Genomic DNA, 22075 nt, shown 5'->3' with positions numbered 1-22075 from the left:
CTATGGGAAGATATAGAACAAATGCTGTATATACAAAGGAGCTAAAACAGTCTGTTAGAAATATAAAGTTTCCTATAACAGTCGGGCTTTATTGCTTTATAGTGGCTGTCATAGGGTTGTTTACCCTTGTAGCAATCTCGGCTTACGGATATCCTATTTACAGTACGTATACGATTCAACAGGACTTTATTACGTTCTATTCAGTCTTATTTGGACTGGAATTCGCTCTAGTTATATTTGTAGTCCCTGCCATAACCGGAGGTGCTGTCTCAGGAGAGAGAGACCATGGAACTCTTGATTTGCTGCTTGCTACCAACCTTGGACCCTATAGGATAATAATGGGTAAGCTGATATCTGTAGTCAGTAAATTGCTGATTTATGTAATTTCAAGCCTTCCTATCCTTGCCCTTATATTTACTATGGGCGGAGCAGGACTTACAGACCTTTTGATGTATATGTTGCTTATATTGCTTACTTCCGTATACATAGGAAGCTTTGGAGTACTTATGTCTGTAATATTTAGAAAAACAAGCACTGCTATGGCAGTAACCTACGTATGGATAATGTTCATTACCCTAGGCACAATATCAGCAGCCCTAATGAACAATGCAATAAAGCCCTCAATCAATAACAGCCTAAACCCTGTGTTTCTTCTTAATCCTGTCATCACGCTTTTTTCATTGCTTGATGCCCAAATAGGTTTGCCTGAGATTGTAGGCAATTATATCAAATTTGAGAACAATACCTCTTTTATTATGAACAACTGGCTCATGATAAGCATAACAGTTCAATTTATGATTACGCTTTTTAATGTGTGTTTGTCAACACATTTATTAAACCCGTTTAGAAGGAAATTGAGGAAACAAAGCTAAGGAATTTCTTTGATAGCTCTGTTTCTTTATAAAGGTTCTCATATTGTGAATCAGTTAAGTCATCAATATAGTTTTGCTCATAGTTTTTATTAAAGCCCTTATCCGCAAGGAGGTCTACAGCCTTGTTATAAGCTATGGCAGCCGTTACCTCATCGCCATATCGTCCGACTATTACAGCGCCTCTTATATTTATCTTCACCACATATACCGGCTTCGGATATTGCTTTTCCATCCTGACGCCGGTATATCTGTTTATTATCTTTATATTTTCATACCTAAAGTCCAAATCATCCCCATTTACAAATACATAATCCCTGCCTGCAACCGCAAAGTTTCTTATGCCATAGCGGCTTAGTATATTTACCTGCATACCGTAGTCTGCTACAAAGAAATGCCTTCCTCTTCTAAGTATCTTGTGATTGGAATAGTAGAAGAGTTCATCTGCTGAAAACTTCATTATGTCACTGGTAGAGAGGTAGTATTCAAAGTATCTCTTTCTTAAGTATATAGGATTTTTCACATATAGACCGTTATCACGAAAGTTGATTATGGTAACCCACTTTTCAAAATCAAGGGTGGCGGTCTCATCATAGTCGTCTATGGCTTTGTGGCTTTCGGTAGAAGTAAGGGCAATAGCCTCTTTATAAGCGGAATTTGCAGCCTTTTCACTGTCAAAGCTGCCTAGGCTTATATGCTTATTTTTATACGTAAAAGAAGCAACAAAACGTTCATTTCCTTTTGAATCAACTCTTTTATATACTCCTCTTAGTAAATTTTCCACCTAAAAACCTCCTTTAAAAAGAAAATACCCCTTTATAATATTACCATGGTTTAAAATCCATGTCAAATAAAAATAAAAAAATCAATTCTATAGGAAGTACAAATTTACGTCAAAACTAGGCTTTTCTTTGTACATAAAGTACGAAAATAAAATATTGCACAAAATATAAGTCGGTCAAAATAAACAAAAAAATGAAAATTTGTTGACAAATCCTAACCGTGCACTTATACTTACGGACATAGTTTATGTAATAATTCTGTAACATATTCGCAACATATACATAATCTATTAACTAGTAAACATTTTCACAGTAGGAGAACCAATATGAAGAAAGAGTTTAAGTGGATAATTTTAAGTATGTTAACTGTCTGCTTATCACTAAATATGTTATCAACAGCGAACTCATATAGTGCTAAAGCAGAAAATAACGAAGCTAATGAAATCGTCGTAGCTGACGGTGAGGCTGATAAGACTCCTTTATCTGACATAAAGTCAGCAGAGGATGAGGCAAGGAAGGCAGCAGAAGTAGCAAGGCTTGCAGCAGATGCTGAAAGACAATCAAGAGAAGCTGCAAGAAAGGCTGAGGAAGAAGCTGCAAAAGTAGCAGCAGAGAATGCAAAGAAGGAAGAAAGGAAGAAGGCTGAAGAGAAGAAAAAGGAAGAAGAAGCTAAAAAAAAGGCCGAGGAAGCAAAGAAGAAAGAAGAGGCTGATAAGAATGCTTACAATATCAAGATGAGTGCAAAGGATAAGGAAAACCTTTACCGCCTTGTACAGTCTGAAGTAGGCTATATGGATGAAAAAAGTAAAATCTATGTTGCGAGCGTGGTACTTAACAGAGTTAAACATAAAAGCTTTCCTAACACAGTCACAGGAGTTGTTCTTGCACACAATCCAAGAACGGGCGTTTACCAGTTTTCGCCGGTTAAACCTGGCGGAAGATTCTGGAGATGTAAGGTAACAGATTCTACCAGAAAGGCTGTAGACAAAGTTCTTAAAAATGGTGACTATTCAAATGGCGCAATTGCATTTGTGGCAAAGAGATATACTACCTATAGGGCAGCATCCTGGTTTGACAATACACTTCATCATTTATTCCACCACAATGGACAGGACTATTACAGATACAGATAATAAACAAGGGACTTACAGCTAGATGCTGTAGGTCCTTATTTTAAAACCTTACAATAATCTTAAGATGAGTGATAAGTGAATCGTTTTATGTTATACTACTATTTAGTTGTGTCAGTTTAGCTGAAAGGAAGCAGTTAGACCGCTATATAGGGCAGGATTGCTTACGGGTAAGTTATGGTATCAAATGTTGAAATTCTATATGAAGATGATAATATCATCGTATGTATAAAACCAGCAGGGATGTTGTCGCAGGGGGATAAAAAAGGTAATAAAGACCTAGTGAGGGAATTAAAAAAGCATATAGTAGTAGAAGCGCTAAAGCGTAAAATAAAGCTTACAGGTGAGCCTTATGTCGCTGTGGTACACCGCCTTGATAGGAATGTAAGGGGTATAATGGTATATGCCAAGTCTAAGAAGGCTGCGGCAGTACTTTCCAAGCAGATTAGTGAAAATAAGCTGGCGAAGATATACATGGCTGTGGTTAGCTTTGATTCTGATAGGGTTAAGCCTGAGATAGGTGCGATAAGGAATAAGGTCGATTATATTCTGGCAGATAAATTAAAGAATATTTCATCCATAGTGGGCGAGGATTTAGAGGGTGCGGAAAGAGCAGAACTTAATTACGAGGTGTTAAGAGTAGCAGGAAATAAAGCTCTAGTAAGAGTGGAGCTCATAACAGGAAGGCATCATCAGATTAGATTACAGCTGTCTGATGAGTTTAATGGCATAGTCGGAGATACCAAGTATAATGATGATTACAAAGCAGTTGAAGGATGGGCGGAGCTTGCCCTTGAGGCTGTTAGCCTGGCGTTTACACATCCTATAAGCGGTAAAAAATTAAGCTTTTCAATACCTACACAAGGAAAAGAGTTTGGAGAGATTTAATGCAGAAAATTATATATAAACTGATAATAATGATAGTCCTGTTTGTGCTCTCTGCAGGATATTTTATAAGCAATATAAAGGAAACTTCCTACTCGGAGAGGACGGAGACAACAGAGATGTCTGCTGCAAGTTTCCCTACGGTATATATGCTAAGAGGTGGTAAAAAGATTAATCTCCTACATGGCTATGGGCAGGAGATTGATGCACTTGGAGTAAGGCAGGAAATCACTCCGCTTGAGAACAACAAAAGTATAGACTTTTTAATCAATGACTATAACAACAGTATTGTCAGGGTAGAGTATGAGGTAAAGGATAAGATAGACAATATTGTTATAGCAAACGGTGAAATGGAAACGCCCGAGATAGATGGAGAGGGCAAGAGGAAGATTTCTATAAGGCTTGATTCGGAGCTGACAAAGGATACTGAGTTTGCTCTAAAATTAAGGCTTGTTAATGAGGATGGAAGAAAGTTTATATTCTTTACTACCATTAAGTTTACAAGAGGAGATAAGTTCGCTGATAATTACAGTTTTGCAGAAAAATTTTCGAGTGCCGCCATTAGTAAGGCTGATGAAAAAGCGATAAAGCCGTATCTTGAAACCAATGCAAGTATGGATAATATGAGCTATGCAAGGGTTAACATCCATTCCTCTTATGAGACTGTGACCTGGGGTAAGCTTGTAGTTGAACGGCTTACAGAGCCAGTAGTTACAGTCACTGAGAACTCGGAGAACATCACGGGGCTGGTGTATAAGTACATTGCAAAGACAGCTGGAGAGGTTCCAAATTACTACTCTATAAAGGAATACTACAGGGTAAATAAAGTAGAGAAGGTTACGTATTTACTGGCATTTGAAAGAGATGTGGAAGAAATATACAACCCTGAAAAGACCTCTGTGGCAAGGAGCCAGCTAAAGTTTGGCATTACAGCTAATCCTGATGTTGATTTCAAGATGGATGCCAAAAAAGAATATATTGCATTTGAGAGGGAGAGAGACCTTTGGTACTATGAAACGAAAAATAATAAGATGAAGAGAGTTTTTTCGTTTTTTGGTGATGACTTCTTGGATGAAAGAACTTATTATGACAATCATGCCGTTAAGGTGCTTAGAATGGAAGATAATGGAGACTTATACTTCATAGTATACGGTTACATGAACCGAGGCGTATATGAAGGAAGAACAGGCATAGTTCTATATAAGTATCTAAGGGCTGATGACAGGATTGAGGAACAGGCATATATACCTGTAAGCCTGCCTGCACAGTTTTTTGAAGAGGGGATATCAGACTTTAGCTTTGTAAGTACGGAGCAGTTTTTCTATTTTTCACTCTATGATAAGATATATTCGTACAGTCTGATAAAGAGGAAGCTCTCTGTCCTTGCTGAGAATATATCGGGTGGTTCATATCTTGCCCTCTCAGAGAATAACCACATAGTATGGCAGGAAAGTACAGACGCCACAAAGGTTAAGAAGCTAATTATTATGGACCTTGAGACCAGAAGAAGAACAGAGATAGATGCTAAGGAAAAGACGGTGCTTAGACTCTTAGGGAAAATCTCTGGCAACTTTGTATACGGCGTAGCCTACAAAAAGGATATTGTAAATGGAAAAGACGGTATCATCAACATTCCATATAAGAAGTTAATCATATCGGATGTAAATGGTAAAATACTGAAAGACTATGAGAAAAAGAAGATTTACGTAACAGATATAGATATAGTAAATGATACTATAGAGCTTGAAAGGGTTAAGAAGCAGGATGGTAAGCTCGTTAGGATAAAGACTGATCACATCCTAAACAACATAGATAAGCCAAACAAGGAAGTAATGGTAGTGGATAGAAGGACTGATAAGTATTTAACAGAATACTATCTCACCCTGCCTTATGGACTCAAGCTTGAGAAGATTCCTCAGGTAAGCAGCTCTACCTTAAATACCGTTATCACTAGAGACCTTACCATAAGGCTCGGAGAGAACGGAAAAGAAAGCAAGGAGAAATATTTTGCCAACGTGGCAGGAGACTTTAGTGAGTCTTCCTACAAGGCAGCAGACATGATAAAGGTAGCTGACGAGGGTATGGGCTATGTGCTTGACATTGCAGGAGGCCTTGTCTGGGAACGTGGAAGAGTGAGTGCGTCTGCAAAGGCTGAAGATGTGGATGTGGACTACGTTTATGAGGAAGATGACAGTGTACATTCTGCTATCAGGCTCTTCCTTACTGCAAAGGGAATATATATTTCTACTGAGGATTTAAATAAAAAGGGAACTATTATGGATATCCTAAGGTCTCAGTCTGAAATATCCCCTATCAATCTGACAGGAGTTGATTTTGACAACATCCTATACTACATAGCCAAAGGTAGCCCTGTAATTGCAATGAAGGATGGAAAGACCGCTGTACTCCTTACGGCATATACGCCTCAGAAGATTGAGATAATGAATGTAAAGACAGGTAAGAAGAGCCAGATGGAGCGAAAAGAAGCAGAGAAAATGTTCAAGGCGGCAGGCAATGTCTATATATCCGCTCTGAACTAGGAGGTTAAGCATGTATGATATAATAATTGTAGGTGCCGGTTTTGCAGGCGCTGTCTCTGCAAGAAAGCTTGCAGAGGCAGGAAAAAAGGTACTGGTTATTGAAGAGAGAGACCATATAGGGGGGAATGCCTTTGACGAGGTTGATGAGCATGGAGTGCTTATACATACCTACGGGCCTCATATTTTCCACACTAAAAGCAAGGAGGTATACGACTTCCTTGGTCAGTTCACTGAGTGGCTGCCATACCATCACAAGGTGGTGGGCAATGTATACGGCAGGTACATACCGATTCCGTTTAACTTAAACAGCATAAGGTTAGTATATGATAAGGAAAAGGCAGAAAGCCTCATAGACAAGCTGATAAGTACTTATGGAAGGGAGGCGGCCATCCCTATCCTTAAGCTTCGTGAAAATGAGGATGAGGAGATTAGAGAGCTTGCTGACTATGTGTATGAAAATATCTTTGTGAAATACACAGGTAAGCAGTGGGGAGTTAAGCCAAATGAGATAGACCCTGCAGTTACGGCAAGAGTTCCTGTCATCCTAACCGAAAAAGACGGTTATTTCACAGATGAATACCAGGCAATGCCGGGGGAGGGCTACACTGAGCTTTTTAAGAAAATGCTTGACCACCCTAATATTGATATAAGGCTTCAGACCTCGGAGAAGGACTGCTTAAAGCTTGAAGAAGGCAAGATTTTCTTTGAGTGTACTGAGTTTGACGGAGATGTAATATTTACGGGGATGACCGATGAGCTCTTTGACAGATGCTTTGGAGCCCTGCCTTACAGGTCATTAAAGTTTGATTTCAGCTACCACGATGTAGACTCCTTTCAGCCTGAAGCAGTAGTAAATTACACGGTGGATGAGGACTATACAAGGATAACTGAATTTAAGAAGATGACGGGGCAGAAGGTTATTGGAACAACAATAATGAAGGAATATTCCCTTGACTATGCACCTGATACCGGGCTTTTACCTTATTACGCCATCTTAAATGATGAGAATAAGGCTCTTTATGAGAAATACGCAAATCTCGCAAAAGAATATAAGAATCTGCATCTCCTTGGAAGACTTGCAGAATACAAATATTACAATATGGATGCAATTACAGAAAAAGCCCTAGAGCTTTGTGAAAGGATGGTATAATGAAAGTATTAAGTGTTGCAATACCCTGCTACAATTCAGCAGAATATATGAGCCACGCTATAGACACCCTGCTTACAGGAGGGGAAGATATAGAAATCATAGTGGTTGATGATGGTTCTACAAAGGACAATACCCTTGAGATAGCAAAGGAGTATGAGAAGAGATTTCCAACCATAGTAAAGGCTATACATCAGGAGAATGGTGGACATGGACAGGCTGTAAATACAGGCTTACTTAACGCTACAGGCGTATTCTTCAAGGTGGTTGACTCTGATGACTGGGTGGACACAGGTGCGCTCGCAAAGGTTATGGATTTTATGCGCTCTGTAATCAGAGGCAATAAGACTCTAGACATGCTCATTTGCAACTATGTGTATGAGAAGGTGGGATATGAGCCAAGCCCTATGGGATATGCAAACTGCCTCCCTGAAAATAAATTCTTTACCTGGTCTGATGTAGGCAGGATAAGGAATTCTCAGTACATCCTTATGCACTCTGTATTCTACAGAACTGCCCTTCTTAAGGAGATTGGACTTAAGCTTCCTGAGCATACCTTCTATGTGGACAATATTTTCGTGTATTATCCTCTTCCTTTTGTAAAGACTATGTACTATATGGATGTTGACCTTTACAGGTATTTCATAGGAAGAGACGACCAGTCAGTCAATGAAAAGGTGATGATTGGCAGGATAGACCAGCAGATTAAGATAACCAAGATACTTATAGGCTCACATGATTTGTCTAAGATAAAAGAGGGCAAATTAAAGAAGTATATGGCAAACTACCTTGCTATGATGATGACTATATGTACAGTTTTCCTCATAAAGTCTGGTAAGCCTGAGAATCTTGAAAAGAAGAAGGAAATCTGGAGATACCTAAAGGCCAAGAACCCTAAGATGAATCGTATGATAAAGCATACCCTCCTTGGTGCTATTATGGGAATGCCTGGCAAGGGTGGAAGAAAAATTATCATTTGGGGCTATGAGGTGGCTAGAAAGATATTTAAGTTTAACTAAAAGGAAATTAAGAGGATGAAAACCAGAGAAGAAGCGGCAAGCTTTGGGCTTACATTTCCGGATACTTATATGGAAATGCCATTTAAGGATACTAACTGGCAGCTAATTAGAGTAAAAGGCAGTAAAAAAGCCTTCCTTTGGATATATGAGAGGGAAGGCTTCATAAATCTCAATGTAAAAGTCTCTCCCGAGTGGAGGGACTTTTGGAGAAATGCCTTTAAGTCGGTGATAGCAGGCTGGCATCAAAATAAAGAGCATTGGAATACCATTATCCTAGACGGCTCTATCCCTGAAAAGGATATAAAGAACATGATAGCTGAAAGCTATGCCCTGATAACAGACTCGCCTACCAAGAGGATATATGAGGCTGTAAAGAAGATACCTAAGGGGAAGGTGGCTACCTACGGCCGTATAGCAGAGCTTGCCGGAGATAGGAAGATGGCAAGGGCAGTAGGCAATGCCCTGCACAAGAACCCCGAACCTGATGTCATTCCCTGCTTTAGGGTGGTGAACGCTAAAGGAGAATGCTCAGGCTCCTTTGCCTTCGGGGGCCCTGACGCACAGGCAAAGAGGCTAAGAGAAGACGGGATAGAAGTCGTGAATAACAGGGTGGATTTAGAGAAGTATGGATGGTGAGGGGGATTCAATGATTTATTTTACATCTGATTTGCATTTTTATCATAAAAATGTGATTAAACATGCTAATAGACCATATAGTGACGAAGATGAGATGAATAAGAGTAAACAGGTAAGAGGACTGCCTTTTGATGCGGTACTTCCGCCAGTAACCAAAAGAGATGACTTTAGATCGGCGTTTAAGGCTTTACGTGAAGAAGCTGCCGATGTACCTGAGATGTCTCTTGAAGAGATCAACGCTGAAATATCTGCTGCAAGAGCTGAGCGTAAAAGGGGGTAGTCAGTGAAATTTGGCATTCCACTTCAAAGCATACAGATGGAAATTGCAACAACTTGTTGCAATTTCAAAGAATACCAATCAAATAGGGAGATGCTATGTCTTTAGTTATTTTTTTAGCGCAAAACTTAGCAAAAATAAATAGTAAAATGTGCGTTGTTGAGCCGGAGAATATGGGAGATTTTTTGTATGATTTCAAAGATAGCTTTGAAAATTACAATTATTACTATAAATTTGAACCATATGGAGAAACATACATTGAAAATGAGAATATAAGAATGATAAAAATATTTTCAATCTCTATAACAAGATGGGTAGAAAATTGTAAAATTGAGGAAAGTAAATTGATTGATAAATATAATCTCAGTTTTACTAAAATAAAAAAATATGCAAAAAAACTAACTGAGCTTTGTGACTTTGCGATAAGCAATGGGTATGGGCTGCTTGGGCAAGGAGATTAGTATATTTAGTAACAACAATGGTCTAAGTACCAATTAAAGGGAATTAAATTTGTGACACCACTGGTGACACAAATTAGAAAAGGATATTATTGGGGGGGTATAAATGAAATTTTTCCACATTTCAGATCTTCACATAGGGCTAAAACTTATGAATAAGGACCTGAGTGAAGACCAGAGCTACATTTTAGATGAGATAGTAAAAGAGGTTAGAGATAAAAAGCCGGATGCCATAGTTATAGCAGGGGATGTGTACAACAATTCGGTGCCCTCCTCTGATGCGATAGAGATATTTGACAGCTTCATATCGAAGCTTGTGGCAGTAGCGCCAAAGATGCATATTATGGTTATTAGCGGGAACCACGACAGCGCAGTCCGTATCAATCAGTTCAGGAAGGTGCTTTCAGGGTATAACCTGCATCTTATAGGGCTTCCGCCTAAGAAGGCAGATGAACATATTGAAAAGGTGGTACTTGAGGATGAATATGGGAAGGTAAACTTTTATCTTCTCCCTTTTGTGCGCCCATCTTTTGTAAAAAATGTATTCGGTCTGGATGAAAATGAGAATAACCTCACCTACAATGAGGCTCTTCATAGGCTTATTGAGAGGGAGAACATAGATGAAGATGAAAGAAATGTACTGGTTAGCCATCAGTACTATCTTCCCCTTGGTAAGAATCCTGAGGAAGTAGAGAGGATGGACTCTGAGATTAAATCAGTAGGAAACATAGACCTTGTAGATGCCGACATTCTGGAAAGATTTGACTATTCAGCCCTTGGCCACATACATAAGCCTTGGAAGCTGATAGGAGACTGCCACAGATACTGCGGTACTCCCCTTGCCTGCTCTGTAAGTGAGGCAGGACAGGAAAAGGGCATAGTTATGGTGGAAATGCTTGAAAAAGGCAGGATAAATACGGAGGTTCTTCCGCTTAAACCTCTTAGAAACATCAAGGTAGTTAGGGGAAGGCTTGAAGAAGTCATAATGATGGGAACTGAGGACTATGTGACAGTTATTTTAACTGAGGATGATACTACAGATGTAGACGCGGCTGACAGAATAAGGGAGAGATTTCCGAACCTCCTTGAGATAAGGAGGGAGGCTGTAAAGAAGGTAAACAGTAGTAGTCTAACTGAGATTTCAGATGAACTAAGCGAGATAGATAATTGTAGAGCATTCTTAAGTGAGATGAATGCTGAAGAAGAGAAAATCCTCACTGAGATAATCAATGGCTTAAAGGGGGTGTAGTCTATGAGGCCTAAAAAGTTAGTTATGCAGGCTTTTGGTTCTTACGGTAAGAAGACCGAGATAGACTTTACTAAGCCTGTGCAGAATTTATTTTTAATTACAGGAGACACAGGAGCAGGCAAGACTACCATCTTCGATGCCATTGTCTTTGCCCTCTTTGGAGAGGCAAGCTCAGGGAATAACAAGAAGTCTGGAGAGGAGCTTCAGAGTCAGTTTACAGACTTTGCAGACGAGCCTTTTGTAGACTTTACCTTTACTGAAAGGCTTGGAAGTGCTGAGGCGGAATTCAGGGTTAAGAGGATACTAAGGCATAAGAGACCTTACAAGAGAGGGCGAGAGGGCTTTACTGATGAGAAAGAAAAGGTATCCCTATTCTACTCTGATGGGGAGGAGTATTCTCAAAACCTAAAAGAAACCAATGCGAAAATAGAAGAGATAGTGGGGCTTACAAAGAGCCAGTTCATGCAGGTCTCGATGATAGCACAGGGAGAATTTATGGAGGTGCTAAGAGGAGATGATAAGCAGGCCGTGTTTAGAAAACTCTTTGGCACTGAGATATATAAAGAACTGACTGCACAGTTAAAGCTTAGAAGCGATGCTAAGAAGGCTGAGCTTAAGGACTTTAGCTCCAAGTGTGAACTGCTGATTGGTGGGATCAGGCTTCCTGAGTGTGTTATAGGGGATTATTCTGCCCTTAATATGAAGAAGGATGTTGACATTACCGATATTGAAAAGGCGGCAGACGGGCTTGAGAGCCTCTGTGACGAACTTGGTATCATCCTTGAACATAAAGAAAAAGAAGATAAAGAGGCCTTCTTAAAAAGAGATAAGATAAATAGGGAGCTAACTGAGGGAAGGCAGCTTTTGGGCTTCTTTGACAGCCTTGTTAGGGCTGAGGCTGAGGTAAGAGAACTGGAGGCTAAAAAAGAGGATATCCTTAAGAAGGTGAGTCTGGTTAAGGAGATAGAGGCTGCCTATGAAGCGCAGTCCCTTTATGCAGGCTTTAAGGAGGCTGAGAAAGCCTATCAAAATGCAGTAAATGAACTGGAGATAAACAAAGAAAAGCTGCCTGAACTAATCTCTGCCTTTGAGAATATCAGTCTGGCTGAGAAGAAGGCTAAGGAAGAATTATCTACAGTTGTAGAAAGGTTTAATACAGTATCTGAAAAGGTAAGGGCAGCCTTAGAGCAATTTAAGAGCCTTAAAGAGAAGAATAGAGAAAAGGGGATTAAAGAGGCTGAGGGAGAGAAGTTAGCAAGTGCAGTAGAGGAAGCAAAGAAGAGGCTTGTAGAATTTGAGAGCCTTGAAAAATCCTGGACTGAGGCTCTAAAGGAGGTGCCAAGCCTTGAAAAAAGAGGACTGGTGGCTGAGACTAAGGCGAGGACTCTTGCCAAGGTTCTTAGTGAACTAAAGAGCCTGATAGAGGGTTTTGATAGTCTAAAAAATGAAAAAGAAAAGTTAAATACATTAAAGGCAGCCTATGAGGATGAGCTTCTTAGCTTTAAGGAGGCTGAGGACGAACTGATCCCTAAGAGGAGGCTGTTTTATGAGCTTAGGGCAGGCCTGCTTGCAAGAGACCTCCTTAAGGAGGGAGAGCCTTGCCCTGTGTGTGGCTCCCTCTCTCATCCTTCACCCTGCCCTCTTCCTAAGGGACAGGAGGAGATAAGAAAAGAGGATATTGAGAGGCTTGAAGAAAGGGTGTCAAAGCTAAAAGACAGTGTAAACACAAGGCTTTCAGAATATGAAACCTCTAAGACCAGGACGGGTGAGAAGGAAGAGCATTTAAAAGCTGACAAAGAAAAGCTGATTAGTCTGGTAAAGGAAGAGCTATTTACTGACGCCAAGCCTTATGAAGAAGTAGGGCTTAATGAGCTTAAGGCTGAACTAGAGGCATTTTCAAAGAAGCTTCTAAAAGAGCAGGGTGAAATAAATGCTAAGGTCAAAGAATTAAAGCTCATAGAGGAGAAGCTTTCTACAGCTGAAGAAAAGAAAATCCTTCTGAAAAAAGAAGAAGAAGCTGTAAAGGAAAAAGAAAGTGAGACAGCCAAGGAGGTTGCAGGCCTTATATCCCTTATAAAGGAGATTGAATCAGGACTCGAATTTAAGAGTAAAGAGGAGGCTCTGGCAGCTAAAGAGGCTGAGGATGAAAGAAGGGTAAGGGCTGAGAGTCACTCTAAAGAGGTGGAGGAGAAGAGCGAGGCCTCAAAGAGCTTAAAAGAAAGGACGGAAACCCTTATCGCGAAGCTTTCGGAAGACTGCCCAAATCTTCTATATAGCTGTCAGACTAAGAGAGAAGACTATGAAAAAGCCCTTGTCCAGTTTGGCATCTCTGAGGAAAGGTGGTCTCTCCTTGTAAATGAGTATGAAAAAAGCGATAGGGAGAGATTTCAAAATGAAATAAATACCTACGAGGGCAATATGAAGGCGGCTCTAGGTATGGTCACAAACCTGAAGGAGGCTGTAAAGGATAAGGAAAAACCTGATACCCAAAGCTTAGAGAAGGACTTTGCCACGGCTGATGAGGTGTATAATCTTCTCCATACGGAGTTGGAAGAGATAAGGGCTGACTACAGGACTGACAGTGAAATCCTTGATAAGCTTAGTGCTTCGCTAAGCGGCAGGGGAGAGGCGGCAAGGGAGTATGGAATTATAAATGCTCTCTACTCAAAGCTCTCAGGCAATGTGACCGGAGGCAGGATGGACATAGAGACCTTTGTGCAAAGACAGTATCTGGAGAAGATTCTTATCTCTGCCAACAGGAGATTTAGCTCTATGACAGGAGGACAGTTTGAGCTAAGGACTTATGAAATAGAGAAAGCAGGTCAGGGTACTAACAAAGGACTAGACCTTATGGTATACTCATATATAACAGGTAAAAGCAGGGATGTGAGAACCCTGTCAGGTGGAGAGTCATTTCAGGCAGCCCTCTCCCTTGCCCTTGGTATGGCAGACCAGATACAGGCAAGAATCGGTGCTGTACGTCTTGACATGATGTTTGTGGATGAAGGCTTTGGCACCCTTGATAACAATGCAAGAAACGAGGCTGTGAAAATCCTTAAAAACATGGCAGGAGGCTCAAAGCTTATAGGAATTATTTCTCATGTCAATGAATTAAAGCAGGAAATAGAAGAACAGCTAATAGTAACCAAAGACGAGAATGGAAGTAAGGCCAGGTGGCAGCTAAGCTAAGGAGGCATTATGGGGAAGTATTTGATGGCACTAGACCAAGGGACAACAAGCTCAAGGAGTATACTATTTGACAAGGGTGGAAATATAGTATCCAGTGCACAAAAGGAGTTTACGCAGATATACCCTGAGCCGGGACTTGTAGAACATAACCCAAGGGAAATCTGGTCATCACAGTTTGCTACAGCTATAGAAGCTATGGCTAATATAGGTGCAGGTTGTGAAGACATTGAAGCAATAGGTATTACCAATCAAAGGGAGACAACTGTAGTCTGGGATAAGGAGACAGGTGAGCCTGTGTACAATGCCATAGTCTGGCAGTGCAGGCGTACAGCGCATATGATAGACGAGGTGGTAAGAAAAGGCTATGGAGACTATATCAGAGAGGCTACAGGTCTTATTCCTGATGCGTATTTTTCAGCGAGTAAGATAGCCTGGATACTTGACAATGTAAAGGGGGCAAGACAAAAGGCGGGAGAGGGTAAACTCCTCTTTGGTACAGTTGATACCTGGCTTATCTGGAATCTTACAGGTAAAAAGGTGCATGTGACCGACTTTAGCAATGCTTCAAGAACCATGCTTTATAATATACATAAACTCGAATGGGATAAGGAAATACTTAAGATATTTGATATACCTGAAAATATGCTCCCTGAGGTAAAGCCAAGCTCATATATATACGGAGAGACAAAGTCAAGCCTCTTTGGAGGCAGCATACCTATAGCAGGTGCTGCGGGAGACCAGCAGGCTGCTCTCTTTGGTCAGTGCTGCTTTGAAAAGGGAGATGTGAAGAATACCTTTGGTACGGGAAGCTTCATCCTTATGAATACGGGAAGTGAGGCAATTAGCTCAAAATCAGGACTGCTTACAACAATAGCAGCCAGTACAGGTGACAAGGTAGAATACGCCCTTGAGGGCAGCGTGTTCGTGGCAGGTGCTTCTATCCAGTGGCTTAGAGACGGCCTTAGGATGATTAGGACTTCTGCTCAGTCAGAGGACTATGCCTTAGAAGTTGAAGATGCTGACGGAGTATATGTAGTTCCTGCATTTACAGGTATGGGTGCACCTTACTGGAATCAATATGCCAGGGGGACAGTGTTTGGTCTTACAAGAGGAACCTCAAAGGAGCATCTTATAAGGGCAACCCTCGAGTCCATAGCCTATCAGTCAGCCGATGTATTTAGAGCTATGGAGGAGGATGCGAAAGTTAAGATTAAGGGGCTTAAGGTGGACGGAGGTGCTTCTGCCAACAACTTCCTTATGCAGTTTCAGGCTGATATTATGGATACCTATGTAAGAAGGCCTAAGTGCGTGGAGACAACTGCTCTTGGGGCTGCTTACCTTGCAGGGCTGGCAACAGGCTATTATGAAAACAAAGAAGAGATAAGAAAGAACTGGCAGCTTGGAAGGCTCTTTGAGCCTCATATGGAAGAGGGAAGGAGAGAAAGAAAACTAAAAGGCTGGAAGAGGGCTGTAAAATGTACACTTGACTGGGCGAATGAAAAGGATTAAAATGATACGTTATGACATACAAAAATAAGCGGATTATAAATATTATGCAAGGACCTTGCAAAGCCTTAGAAATCCTGTATCAATGAATGTCAAATTATTAGAATCGAAGGTGGAAGTTAAATACTTTGCCTAAAAATATGTTATATAAATGAATGTCAAAATTATTAGAATCGAAGGTGTAAGTTAAATGCTTTGCCTATAATTATGCTATATAAAGGAATAAGAGTATGAAAAAGTTAGGTGTACTTTCTGTAATCTCTGGATTTTCAGGAGTAGGTAAGGGAACTATAGTTAAGAAACTTGTGGCAGAAGAGGACTATGCACTCTCTATATCAGCTACATCAAGAGCACCAAGAGAAGGTGAAGTTCATGGAAGGGAATATTTCTTTTTGACAAGAGATGAATTCCATAGTATGATAGAGAGCGACGGTCTTATAGAGTGGGCTGAGTATGTGAACAATTTCTATGGTACTCCAAGAGAGTACGTAGAAGAAAGGCTTGCTGAGGGTAAGGATGTCATCCTTGAGATAGAGCCGCAGGGAGCGCTTAAGGTGAAGAAGAAGTATCCTGAGGCTGTGCTCATCTTCATAGTTCCACCAAATGCTAAGGAGCTTGAAAACAGGCTTATAGGCAGGGGAACTGAAGAAGCCGGCACTATAAAGAAGAGGCTTAAGAGGGCTGCGGAGGAAACAGAGTATATAGATAACTATGAGTACATAGTTGTAAATGATAATCTGGACGATGCAGTTAGAGACATCCACCATATCATTCAGGCGGCTTCTCATACGAGAATGAGGGCTGAAGGCTTCATTGAAACTCTGACCGATGACCTGAAAAAGAGCTTTTAACCGGGTAGTTTTAAGAGCAATCTTAGCAAATATAGAAAGGAATAATAATCATTATGATGTTACATCCATCTTATTCAGACCTTATGGAAGTTGCAAACAAAGATGTGGAAGAGGGCGAGAGCAAGTTAGTTAACAGCCGTTATTCCATAGTACTTGCTACAGCAAGGAGGGCAAGACAGATAATTTCTGGTTCTGAGCCTTATGTTGCAGCGAATGAAAAGAGCAAGCCACTCTCAATAGCCGTTGATGAGCTTTATCACGAGAAGGTAAAGATTGTAGGCGGTGAGGAAGCGGAAGAAGAGGAATAATTAGAGAGTTTTAGTATTTTATGAGGGCCGTTGCAGAAGGAATCATCCGGGATGCGACTGCCCTTTATGTGTATAATGATTAATCTAAGATGAATGGAGGTGATTTTGGTGTACGCTGAGGTGGTGGTTGGAATATCAGTTGACAAGCTTGATAGGACATTTTGCTATAGGATACCGGAGAGCTTTGGAAACTCTGATGCCCTCATAGGCACCGAAGTCATAGTTCCATTTGGGAGAGGAAATAGAGAAACTAAGGCCTTTGTGGTTGAAGTAAAAGAGGATACTGACATAGATAAAAGCCTTGTGAAGGATATCTTAAGGAAGTCTGAAACCGGTGTTCAGATAGAGGGTAAGCTGATAAAGCTTGCCTACTGGCTTAAGAGCAACTACGGAGGTACGGTAAATGAGGCTCTTCGCTCAGTACTTCAGGCCCCAAGGAAGATAGAGAGAATAAAGGAGAGGACTGTATCTCTTCTTAAAGATAGAGAAGAGGCAGAAGACATCCTCAGGGAATTTGAAAGAAAAAAATATACGGTCAAAGCTAAAATCCTAAGAAGAGCTATAGAGAGCGACTTTAACTATGAGAGGTTTATAAAGGAGGAGAAGGCCTCCTCCTCTGCCTTCAATTCGCTGACAAAAGACGGAATTATAGAGATAAAGGAAGAATTACTATACAGAAAGCCTGTAAAGACAGGAGAGAAGAATTCTGATAAGGTCGAGTTAAATGCCGAGCAAAAAGGGGCGGTTGACAAGGTTATAAATGACTATAGGAAGGGAATAAAAGGAAGATATCTCCTTTTTGGTATAACCGGCAGCGGCAAGACTGAAGTCTATATGGAGATAATGGAGGAGGTCATAAGCCGGGGGAAACAGGTTATCTTCCTTATACCTGAGATAGCACTCAGCTTTCAGATGGTGGAGAGGCTGTCTGCGAGGTTCGGAGAGAGAATATCCATAATGAACTCAAGGATGTCACAGGGAGAGAGGTATGACCAGTATCTAAGGGCAAAAAACGGAGACATAGATATAATAGTAGGGCCAAGATCCGCTCTCTTTACCCCATTTAATAACCTTGGACTAATTATAGTGGATGAGGAGCACGAAGGAAGCTACAAGAGCTCCAAAACTCCAAGGTATCACGCAAGAGAAGTGGCGCTTTATAGGGCGAAGGAGGAGGGGGCAGCTATAGTACTTGGCTCAGCCACTCCAAGCCTTGAAGCTGTGAAGTTGGCTTCGGATAAGGAGATAGAGGTGCTTATGCTGTCAAGTCGTCCAGCAGGGGCCATTCCTCCCGAGATTGAGATTACAGACCTTAGAGAAGAGCTTAAAGAAGGCAATAAGTCCATTATTAGCAGGAGGCTATCTGAGCTTATAAAAGACAGGCTAACTAAGGGAGAGCAGACCATATTGTTTATTAACAGAAGGGGATATGCGGGCTTCATCTCCTGCAGGAGTTGTGGTGAAGCCATCAAATGTCCTCACTGTGACGTGAGTCTTACCTTTCACAGACCTGACAGGCTGGTCTGCCATTACTGCGGCTACGAAGAGAAGATGCCTGATAAATGCCCAAAGTGTACTTCGCCTTATATAGGTACCTTTGGTCTTGGTACTGAGAAGGTAGAGGAAATAGTTAAAAAGGACTTCCCCACTGCCAGGGTGCTTAGGATGGACGGGGACACGACTACGGGGAAAAACGGCCATGAGGCTATACTTGAGAGCTTTAAGAATGGAGAAGCTGATATCCTCATAGGAACTCAGATGATAGTAAAGGGGCATGACTTTGAGAAGGTAAGTCTGGTTGGCATACTTGCTGCTGACTTATCCCTGTTTTTAGGAGACTTCAGGGCAGCGGAGACTACCTACGAGCTCCTTGTACAGGCAGCAGGCAGGGCAGGAAGAGGAAGATATAGGGGGAAGGTGGTCATCCAGACCTACAATCCTGACCACTATGTGATACAGGCTGCTGCAACAGGTAATTATAAGGACTTTTATTCCAAGGAAATAAGATATAGGAAGTTTGGAGAATACCCGCCTGAAACCCATCTCCTTGCAGTTATTCTCTTTGCCGCAAAAGCTGAGGAGGTAAGTAAGGGTGCTGAGAATCTCGCAGGCTTTTTAGAAAGGAAAAAGTCAGAGAGTTTTGCGGTAAATGGACCTGTATGGGCTGCCATTCCTAAGCTTAGGGATATCTATAGAAAGATAATCTACCTAAAGTCGCCTGATAGAGATGAACTGGTTAGACTTAAGAACCTGCTTGAAGACTATGTAAAGAAGAGCTCTGATTTTAGCAAAGTCAGCGTGCAGTTTGACTTTGAGCCGCACGGCAATCCATAAACTTTACATAGGCTATAATATAATGGTATAATAATCAGCAAGACATTGATAAATAAAAATTTAGAATAAATGGAGGAATAATGGCACTTAGAAATATAAGAACAGTTGGAGATGAAATCCTTGAAAAGAGAGCCAGAGAGGTGAAAGAGAATACCCCAAAGATACAGGAGCTGATAGATGACATGCTTGAGACTATGTATGATTCTGACGGAGTAGGTCTTGCAGCCCCTCAGGTGGGTGTGCTAAAGAGGATATTTGTTATTGACTGCTCAGAAGAAAGAAACCAGCCTTTTGTGTTTATTAATCCTGAAATCATCGAGACTTCGGGTGAGCAGACAGGAACGGAGGGCTGTCTTAGCGTTCCCGGCAAGGCTGGTATAGTAACCAGGCCTAACCATGTAAAGGTAAAGGCGCTAAATAGGAACTTTGAAGAGTATATCGTTGAGGGAGATGAGCTTTTTGCAAGAGCTTTAATCCATGAAAATGAGCATTTGGACGGACATTTATACACCGAAAAGGTTATTGGCAATGTGTACAATGCAGGAGATGCGGAGGCTGAAAAGGCTGCAGAGATAGCGGCAGGACTTCCTGTAGATGAGGAGAACTAATGAAGATAATATTTATGGGAACACCTGATTTTGCGGCAGCTTCCTTAGAGGCTTTGATAGCATCAAGACATGAGATACAGGCTGTAGTTACACAGCCTGACAAGCCTAAGGGAAGAAAGGGAGAGCTTACTCCGTCTCCTGTGAAGGTCATTGCCGAGAGAGAAGGGATAAAGGTATATCAGCCACTAAAGGTAAGGGATGAAGAGTTTGTAAAGACTTTAAGAGCTTACAATCCTGATGTGATGGTGGTGGTAGCCTTTGGGCAGATTATACCTTTAAGCATACTTCAGATGCCAAAATATGGCTGTGTAAATATACATGGCTCACTGCTCCCTAAGTACAGAGGGGCAGCTCCCATACAGTGGGCTGTACTTGATGGAGAGAAGGAAACCGGAATTACTACCATACTTATGGATGAGGGCATTGATACAGGCGATATCCTACTTAAAAAGACAATTAAAATAGATGCGGATGAGACTTCCGGAAGCCTCTTTGACAAGCTTATGGCACTTGGAGCAGAGACTATACTTGAAACCCTTGATGAGCTGGAAAAGGGAAGCCTTACCCCTACAAAGCAGGGTGAAAGCCCTACAGCTTATGCTAAAATGCTTACCAAGGCGATGGGGCTTATTGACTTTACAAAGCCTGCAAAAGAACTTGACTGCTTTGTACGAGGAATGGATCCTTGGCCTAGTGCCTATACTCTGCTTGCAGGCAAGACACTTAAGTTGTGGAAGGTAAGAGCTGTAGAGGGAAGTGGCAAGGCAGGAAGTGTAATAGGGATAGGCAAGGAGAGCTTTACCATTGCCTGTGGCGAAGGTGCTATAGAGGTGATTGAGGTACAGCTTGAGGGTAAAAAGAGAATGAGTGCGGGTGATTTCCTAAAGGGAAGCACTCTTAATATAGGACAGGAACTTGGTGTATAATTATGGCTGTTAATGAAAGAGAAGTAGTGCTTGATATGCTCCTTTCCCTAAGGGAAGGTAAGCTTAGCCACACTATACTTAAAGATACTCTTGATAGTTACCTCTATCTTGATAAATCATCAAGGGGCTTTATTACAAGGCTTTATGAGGGAACCATTGAAAAAAGGCTGTATCTTGATTTTATTATAGACGGATATTCAAAAACCCCTGTGAAGAAGATGAAGCCTATTATTATGCTTCTCTTAGAAATCTCTGTTTATCAGCTCTTCTTTATGGACAGGGTGCCTGACAGTGCTGCTATCAACGAGGCGGTAAAGTTAGCAAAGAAAAGAGGGCTTACGGGGCTATCGGGCTTTGTAAACGGAGTCCTTAGAAATATAGCAAGAAATAAAGAAAATATAGCATTACCCGATAAAGACAAAGACTTAATCAAATACCTTGAAATAAATCATTCTACACCGAGGACTGTGGTGGAGTATTTGATTAAAGACTATGGTAATGAAGTGGCAGAGACAATCTTAGAGGCATTTGAAGAGAAGAGGCCTTTGGTTGCAAGAGCCACAAAGAACAGGGAAGAACTCATTAAGAAGCTTGAAGCTGAAGGAGTTAAGGTAAGTACTGATACAATTTTCCCTGAAAGCCTTAAGATACTTGAGTTAGACAGTCTTAGCTACCTTGAGAGCTTTGAAGAGGGAGACTTTGTGATTCAGGATGAAAGCTCTCAGTCCATAGGTAAGATAGTAAGTCTTCCTAAGGGGGCGAGAGTGCTTGACCTCTGCGCTGCTCCTGGAGGGAAAAGCCTGTTGTTTGCAGAGATGGAAGAGGTAGATGAGATAATCTCCTGTGACATCTCAGAAAGTAAGACAGAGCTTATTGAAGAAAATGTAAGACGGATAGGGGCTTCTAAGATAAAAACAAAGGTAAATGACGCCTCTTTGTACAATCCTGATTTTGTGGATGGATTTGACCTTGTTATCTGCGACCTGCCTTGCTCAGGACTTGGAGTTATGGGCAGGAAGAGGGATATAAAATACAATGTAACAGAGGATAAGATAAGAGAACTTGCCAAACTTCAGAGGACAATCTTAGGAAATGCCGTAAGATATGTAAAAAAAGGTGGAAGGCTTATATATTCCACCTGTACAATGACGAAGGTTGAGAATGAGGAAAATTTCACATTTATTTCAGAATTTAAAGGCTTTTCAGCGGTGGATTTTTCGGATAAAATAAGAGGGTACGTAGATAGATATAAAGACGGCGAAAGACTTGTAAATGAAGCTAAAAAAGGCTTTATAAGGCTGATTCCGGGGGAACTTGGAACAGATGGATTTTTTGTTTCAGAATATATGAGGGAAGAATAA

The 22075-nt window shown here is 41.1% G+C and carries 19 protein-coding genes; 18 read left to right on the top strand and 1 reads right to left on the bottom strand.

What is annotated here, in order from left to right:
- Window positions 1-2 precede the first annotated feature (2 nt).
- Window positions 3-872: an ABC transporter permease gene (locus tag ACO6HM_RS02480; RefSeq protein WP_485389606.1), complete on the top strand. Its 870-nt coding sequence runs from the start codon at window positions 3-5 to the stop codon at window positions 870-872.
- On the opposite strand, the gene ACO6HM_RS02475 is transcribed toward ACO6HM_RS02480, so the two are convergent.
- Window positions 844-1653, bottom strand: a complete 810-nt coding sequence (locus tag ACO6HM_RS02475) for a hypothetical protein (RefSeq protein WP_485389605.1) — start codon at window positions 1651-1653, stop codon at window positions 844-846. The genes ACO6HM_RS02480 and ACO6HM_RS02475 overlap by 29 nt on opposite strands.
- Before the next feature lie 324 nt (window positions 1654-1977).
- Between ACO6HM_RS02475 and ACO6HM_RS02470 the strand changes: the two genes are divergently transcribed.
- The 17 genes from ACO6HM_RS02470 (at window position 1978) to rsmB (ending at window position 22075) form a co-directional block, all read left to right on the top strand.
- Entirely contained in the window at window positions 1978-2784 is an 807-nt protein-coding gene (locus ACO6HM_RS02470; protein ID WP_485389604.1) for a cell wall hydrolase, read from the top strand.
- 174 nt (window positions 2785-2958) lie between these two features.
- Complete coding sequence (locus tag ACO6HM_RS02465; protein ID WP_485389603.1) at window positions 2959-3669, top strand: RluA family pseudouridine synthase; 711 nt, start codon at window positions 2959-2961, stop codon at window positions 3667-3669.
- Entirely contained in the window at window positions 3669-6206 is a 2538-nt protein-coding gene (locus ACO6HM_RS02460) for a hypothetical protein (RefSeq protein WP_485389602.1), read from the top strand. The genes ACO6HM_RS02465 and ACO6HM_RS02460 overlap by 1 nt, the downstream gene beginning before the upstream one ends.
- A gap of 10 nt (window positions 6207-6216) precedes the next feature.
- Entirely contained in the window at window positions 6217-7356 is a 1140-nt protein-coding gene (gene glf, locus ACO6HM_RS02455) for a UDP-galactopyranose mutase (protein ID WP_485389601.1), read from the top strand.
- On the top strand, window positions 7356-8372 hold the full coding sequence (locus ACO6HM_RS02450) for a glycosyltransferase family 2 protein (protein ID WP_485389600.1): 1017 nt from the start codon (window positions 7356-7358) through the stop codon (window positions 8370-8372). Before glf ends, ACO6HM_RS02450 begins: the two co-directional genes overlap by 1 nt.
- A gap of 15 nt (window positions 8373-8387) precedes the next feature.
- A complete protein-coding gene (locus tag ACO6HM_RS02445) occupies window positions 8388-9008 on the top strand; it encodes a methylated-DNA--[protein]-cysteine S-methyltransferase (RefSeq protein ID WP_485389599.1) in 621 nt (206 codons plus the stop codon).
- Between the two features lie 10 nt (window positions 9009-9018).
- Entirely contained in the window at window positions 9019-9288 is a 270-nt protein-coding gene (locus tag ACO6HM_RS02440) for a hypothetical protein (RefSeq protein WP_485389598.1), read from the top strand.
- Window positions 9289-9383: 95 nt separating this feature from the next.
- A complete protein-coding gene (locus ACO6HM_RS02435; RefSeq protein ID WP_485389597.1) occupies window positions 9384-9746 on the top strand; it encodes a hypothetical protein in 363 nt (120 codons plus the stop codon).
- 103 nt (window positions 9747-9849) lie between these two features.
- On the top strand, window positions 9850-10992 hold the full coding sequence (locus ACO6HM_RS02430; protein ID WP_485389596.1) for a metallophosphoesterase family protein: 1143 nt from the start codon (window positions 9850-9852) through the stop codon (window positions 10990-10992).
- A 3-nt stretch (window positions 10993-10995) separates the two neighbouring features.
- Complete coding sequence (locus ACO6HM_RS02425) at window positions 10996-14181, top strand: AAA family ATPase (RefSeq protein WP_485389595.1); 3186 nt, start codon at window positions 10996-10998, stop codon at window positions 14179-14181.
- Between the two features lie 9 nt (window positions 14182-14190).
- Window positions 14191-15690: a glycerol kinase GlpK gene (gene glpK / locus ACO6HM_RS02420; protein WP_485389594.1), complete on the top strand. Its 1500-nt coding sequence runs from the start codon at window positions 14191-14193 to the stop codon at window positions 15688-15690.
- A 227-nt stretch (window positions 15691-15917) separates the two neighbouring features.
- Window positions 15918-16538, top strand: a complete 621-nt coding sequence (gmk, locus tag ACO6HM_RS02415) for a guanylate kinase (RefSeq protein ID WP_485389593.1) — start codon at window positions 15918-15920, stop codon at window positions 16536-16538.
- Window positions 16539-16594: 56 nt separating this feature from the next.
- Window positions 16595-16846 carry a DNA-directed RNA polymerase subunit omega gene (gene rpoZ / locus ACO6HM_RS02410; protein ID WP_208430366.1) on the top strand — a complete coding sequence of 84 codons (252 nt, stop codon included), beginning with the start codon at window positions 16595-16597 and terminating at the stop codon, window positions 16844-16846.
- Window positions 16847-16954: 108 nt separating this feature from the next.
- Window positions 16955-19180, top strand: a complete 2226-nt coding sequence (gene priA, locus ACO6HM_RS02405; RefSeq protein WP_485389675.1) for a replication restart helicase PriA — start codon at window positions 16955-16957, stop codon at window positions 19178-19180.
- Window positions 19181-19260: 80 nt separating this feature from the next.
- On the top strand, window positions 19261-19788 hold the full coding sequence (gene def, locus ACO6HM_RS02400) for a peptide deformylase (protein WP_485389592.1): 528 nt from the start codon (window positions 19261-19263) through the stop codon (window positions 19786-19788).
- A complete protein-coding gene (fmt, locus tag ACO6HM_RS02395; RefSeq protein ID WP_485389591.1) occupies window positions 19788-20714 on the top strand; it encodes a methionyl-tRNA formyltransferase in 927 nt (308 codons plus the stop codon). The genes def and fmt overlap by 1 nt, the downstream gene beginning before the upstream one ends.
- A gap of 2 nt (window positions 20715-20716) precedes the next feature.
- A complete protein-coding gene (rsmB, locus tag ACO6HM_RS02390) occupies window positions 20717-22075 on the top strand; it encodes a 16S rRNA (cytosine(967)-C(5))-methyltransferase RsmB (RefSeq protein WP_485389590.1) in 1359 nt (452 codons plus the stop codon).

The sequence above is a fragment of the Catonella sp. genome, assembly GCF_057250765.1.
The sequence above is the reverse complement of the archived record's forward strand: the minus strand, read 5'-3'. Positions and strand labels throughout refer to the sequence as shown.

Coding starts and splice junctions, on each gene's coding strand:
- ACO6HM_RS02480 (WP_485389606.1), top strand. CDS start 3: ATGGGAAGATATAGAACAAATGCTGTATATACAAAGGAGCTAAAACAG.
- ACO6HM_RS02470 (WP_485389604.1), top strand. CDS start 1,978: ATGAAGAAAGAGTTTAAGTGGATAATTTTAAGTATGTTAACTGTCTGC.
- ACO6HM_RS02465 (WP_485389603.1), top strand. CDS start 2,959: ATGGTATCAAATGTTGAAATTCTATATGAAGATGATAATATCATCGTA.
- ACO6HM_RS02460 (WP_485389602.1), top strand. CDS start 3,669: ATGCAGAAAATTATATATAAACTGATAATAATGATAGTCCTGTTTGTG.
- glf (WP_485389601.1), top strand. CDS start 6,217: ATGTATGATATAATAATTGTAGGTGCCGGTTTTGCAGGCGCTGTCTCT.
- ACO6HM_RS02450 (WP_485389600.1), top strand. CDS start 7,356: ATGAAAGTATTAAGTGTTGCAATACCCTGCTACAATTCAGCAGAATAT.
- ACO6HM_RS02445 (WP_485389599.1), top strand. CDS start 8,388: ATGAAAACCAGAGAAGAAGCGGCAAGCTTTGGGCTTACATTTCCGGAT.
- ACO6HM_RS02440 (WP_485389598.1), top strand. CDS start 9,019: ATGATTTATTTTACATCTGATTTGCATTTTTATCATAAAAATGTGATT.
- ACO6HM_RS02435 (WP_485389597.1), top strand. CDS start 9,384: ATGTCTTTAGTTATTTTTTTAGCGCAAAACTTAGCAAAAATAAATAGT.
- ACO6HM_RS02430 (WP_485389596.1), top strand. CDS start 9,850: ATGAAATTTTTCCACATTTCAGATCTTCACATAGGGCTAAAACTTATG.
- ACO6HM_RS02425 (WP_485389595.1), top strand. CDS start 10,996: ATGAGGCCTAAAAAGTTAGTTATGCAGGCTTTTGGTTCTTACGGTAAG.
- glpK (WP_485389594.1), top strand. CDS start 14,191: ATGGGGAAGTATTTGATGGCACTAGACCAAGGGACAACAAGCTCAAGG.
- gmk (WP_485389593.1), top strand. CDS start 15,918: ATGAAAAAGTTAGGTGTACTTTCTGTAATCTCTGGATTTTCAGGAGTA.
- rpoZ (WP_208430366.1), top strand. CDS start 16,595: ATGTTACATCCATCTTATTCAGACCTTATGGAAGTTGCAAACAAAGAT.
- def (WP_485389592.1), top strand. CDS start 19,261: ATGGCACTTAGAAATATAAGAACAGTTGGAGATGAAATCCTTGAAAAG.
- fmt (WP_485389591.1), top strand. CDS start 19,788: ATGAAGATAATATTTATGGGAACACCTGATTTTGCGGCAGCTTCCTTA.
- rsmB (WP_485389590.1), top strand. CDS start 20,717: ATGGCTGTTAATGAAAGAGAAGTAGTGCTTGATATGCTCCTTTCCCTA.